General features: G+C 69.8%; 3 protein-coding genes. All 3 read right to left on the bottom strand.

The window, feature by feature from the left end:
• Positions 1-126 precede the first annotated feature (126 nt).
• The 3 genes from ACFWNV_RS39555 to ACFWNV_RS39545 are packed head-to-tail and all read right to left on the bottom strand — an operon-like array spanning position 127 to position 3539.
• Positions 127-1617, bottom strand: a complete 1491-nt coding sequence (locus tag ACFWNV_RS39555; protein WP_383957162.1) for a glycoside hydrolase family 3 protein — start codon at positions 1615-1617, stop codon at positions 127-129.
• Positions 1618-1623: 6 nt separating this feature from the next.
• The gene (locus ACFWNV_RS39550) at positions 1624-2460 is read right to left on the bottom strand and encodes a carbohydrate ABC transporter permease (RefSeq protein ID WP_383957165.1); all 837 of its coding nucleotides are present in this window, start codon (positions 2458-2460) and stop codon (positions 1624-1626) included.
• Between the two features lie 56 nt (positions 2461-2516).
• Positions 2517-3539, bottom strand: a complete 1023-nt coding sequence (locus tag ACFWNV_RS39545) for a carbohydrate ABC transporter permease (RefSeq protein ID WP_383957160.1) — start codon at positions 3537-3539, stop codon at positions 2517-2519.
• Between the last annotated feature and the right edge of the window lie 81 nt (positions 3540-3620).

Below are 3620 nucleotides of genomic sequence, written 5' to 3'. Positions count from 1 at the left end.
TCCCCCACCAATCCGACAACTCCCCCGCCTGGATGGTTGTTTTGGTCTTACCGGCACACGTTATGGGCGGGCCACCCCGCAGGGGGTGCCCGGCCCTTCTCGTACTCGCGGCGCGCGCAGGGGCTGCTACACCCCCGCGATGATCTCCGCGGCAGCGCGCCCGCACACCCGGGCGGCGCCGTGCGTCGCGATGTGCAGCGCGCCGCGCGGCTCGGCCTGCGGCACGCCCATCTCGACCACGATCGTCTCCGGCCGCGCCGCGACGAGCGCGTCCAGGGCCTCGGTCATCCACGGGTGCCGGTGCGCGTCGCGGACCACCGCGACGACGGTGCGGTTGCCCGCGGCGGCCAGGATGCCCTCGGCCGTCGCCCCCTCCGGGTAGACGCCCGAGTCGGTGCCCGGGACCAGCGCGGACACCTCCCCGGCCACCCCCCACGGGGTCTCGTCGCCGACCGCGAAGTTCGCCACCGGGGTGAGCGTGGCGATGTACGGGGCGTTCACCGGGGCGGCCGCCGTGCGGGAACCCGTCACGACCACCGCGCGGCGGGCCGCCGCCAGTCCGATGCCGGGCGCGCTGCTCCCCTCCGGCCGCGCGCCCTGACGGACCTGACGGGTCCACTCGGCCAGCGAGCGGACCCGGGCGGCGGCCTCGGCGAGGCGCTCCTCCGGGAGCGAGCCCTCGCGGACGGCCGCGACCAGTGCGTCGCGCAGGCGCAGCACGGTGCCCTCGTCGGCGAGCCCGCCGCCGACGCAGATGGCGTCGGCGCCGGCCGCAATGGCCAGCACCGAGCCGCGCTCGATCCCGTACGTCCCCGCGATGGCCTTCATCTCCATGCCGTCGGTGACGATGAGGCCCTCGTAGCCGAGCTCCTTGCGCAGCAGACCGGTCAGGATCTGCGGGCTGAGGGTGGCCGGGCGGGTCGGGTCCAGGGCGGGCACCAGGATGTGGGCGCTCATGACGGCCTTGGTGCCGGCCTCGATGGCGGCCCGGAAGGGTACGAGTTCCCGGGCGGCCAGGGTGTCGAGGTCCACGTCGATGCGCGGCAGCGCGTGGTGCGAGTCGACGTTGGTGTCGCCGTGGCCCGGGAAGTGCTTGGTGCAGGCGGCGACGCCGGCGGCCTGGAGGCCTTCGACGTACGCGGCGGTGTGCCGGGCGGCGAGGTGGGTGTCGGCGCCGAAGGACCGTACGCCGATGACCGGGTTGGCCGGGTTGGAGTTGACGTCCGCGGACGGGGCCCAGTTGAGGTTGACCCCGCACTCGGCGAGCCGGCGGCCCAGCTCGCGGGCGACGTCGCGGGTCAGGTCCACGTCGTCCACGGCGCCGAGGGCCAGGTTCCCGGGGAAGGAGGAGCCGCCCCGGACCTCCAGGCGGGTGACGTCGCCGCCCTCCTCGTCGATGGCGACGAGGACGTCGTCCCGCTCGGTACGAAGCTGCGCGGTCAGCGCGGCGAGCTGCTCGGGCGAGGTGATGTTGCGGCCGAAGAGGCCGACGGCGGTGAGGCCTTCGGCGACCTGCCGGAGCAGCCAGGCGGGGGCGGTGGTGCCCTCGAAGCCGGGCTGGAGGACCGCGAGGGCGTCCCGGGTCACGGTGTCTGTGCGGTGCGCAAGGACAGTCATGGGCCGTTATCCCTTCACGGCGCCGGCGGTCATGCCGCCGACGGCCTTGCGCTGGAGGAAGACGAAGATGAGCAGCACCGGGACCGCGAAGAGCGAGGAAGCGGCCATGGTGGCGCCCCAGTCGTTGCCGAAGGCCGTCTGGAACTGGGTCAGCCACAGCGGCAGGGTCTGCGCGGTCTTGTCCTTGTTCAGGATCAGCACCATCGCGAACTCGTTCCAGGCCGTGATGAAGCCGAAGAGCGAGGTGGACATCAGGCCGGGGGCCAGCAGCGGGAAGATCACCTTGCGGAAGGCCTGGCCGCGGGTGCAGCCGTCGATCTGGGCGGCCTCCTCCAGCGTCACCGGGACGGCGGCGATGAAGCCGCGCAGGGTCCAGATGGTGAAGGGGAGGACCATCACGAAGTAGATCGCGGTGAGCAGCGGGAGGCTGTTCAGCATCTCGGAGTCACGGGCGATCATGTACATCGCGATGACCATGACCTCCCAGGGCGCCATCTGGGCCATCATCACCGCGAGGACCAGGCCCTTGCGGCCCTTGAACTTCATGCGGGCGATGGCGAAGCTCGCGGCGAGGGCGACGAGCAGGGCCAGGCTGACGGCGCCGATGGTGACGATGAAGCTGTTCGCGACGTAGGTCCAGAACAGGTCGACGCCGGTGGCCTTGGTGAAGTTCTCCATCGTCGGGGTGAAGACGAAGACGGGGTCCTTGGAAAGGATCTCGCTGGACGGCTTCAGGGCCGAGGAGAACATCCAGTAGACGGGGAAGACGAAGAGGACGGCCAGCAGCAGGGCGCCGACGTTCTTGGCGACTGCCGCGGGACGGATCGGCCGGCGGTTGCGCAGCTGCTGGGGCTTCGCGGACGGCGCGGGCGGCGCGGGCTTCGGGGCGGTGCTGGTGCTCACTGCTCCTCCTCCTGCTTCAGGATCAGACGGAAGTAGAAGGACATGACGATCACGAGCATCACGATCGTCAGGACGGAGATCGCCGCGGCCAGACCGTAGTGGCCCTGGCTCTGGCCCTCTACGTACGCGTAGATCGTCAGCGTCTCCGAGGCGCGGTCGGGGCCGCCCTTGTTCATCGCGTAGATCTGGGTGAACGCCTTGAAGATCCAGATGACCTCAAGGAACGTCGTGACCAGGAAGAACGACTTGAGGTTCGGGAAGACGACCTTCCAGAAGGTCTGCCACCCGTTGGCCCCGTCCATGCGCGCGGCCTCGTACAGCTCGCCGCTGACCGTGGTCAGGCCGGCGTACATGTTGAGGGCGACGAAGGGGATGGAGCCCCAGGCCAGCAGGACGGTGATGATCACCATGGTGGACATGCCGGTCTCGAACCAGTTGTGCTGGTCGTAGCCGGCGAAGCCGAAGGTGCGCATCAGCCAGTTCATGACGCCGTACTGCTCGTCGAACAGCCACTGGAAGACGGTCACGGAGGCGACGATCGGCATGGCCCAGGCCATGACCAGCGCCATCGACAGGACCAGGCGCATCCACTTGCCGAGCCGGTTCAGCAGGAGCCCGATGAGGCTTCCGAGCACCATGATCAGCAGGACGTTGGCGGCTGTGAAGACGAAGCTGCGGACGACCACGGTCCAGAACTGCGAGTCGCCCAGCAGCTCGGTGTAGTTGTCCACGCCGTTGAACGGCGCCTTCCGCTGGATGAACTCGATCTTGTCGACCTTCTGGAACGACAGGATGATGTTCTTGATCAGCGGGTACAGCAGCAGGGTCGCCATGCTGAGCACGGCGGGCCCGATCAGGAGGTACGGCAACCACCCTGAGGGGAGCGACTTTCTGCCCCCGCGAGGAGACTGGGACGCTGCCTTGGCTCCGGTGGGCGGCGGCGTCTCGGCCGGCCCCGCGGACTCGTGTGGTGCGTCCTGTGGAGCGGAAGTGGCCGCTCCCTGGGAGTGCACGGTCATGTCTGGGCTTCCTCGCGGTTGACTGTGGCGACTGGCACCCGCTTCCCCGCTCGGAGCAGGCGGCGCTTACGTCTGTCAATG

The sequence above is a fragment of the Streptomyces sp. NPDC058401 genome (genome assembly GCF_042722885.1).
Taxonomy (GTDB): Bacteria; Actinomycetota; Actinomycetes; order Streptomycetales; family Streptomycetaceae; genus Streptomyces.
Note: the sequence above shows the minus strand (reverse complement) of the source record. Positions and strands in the feature narration are given on the sequence as shown.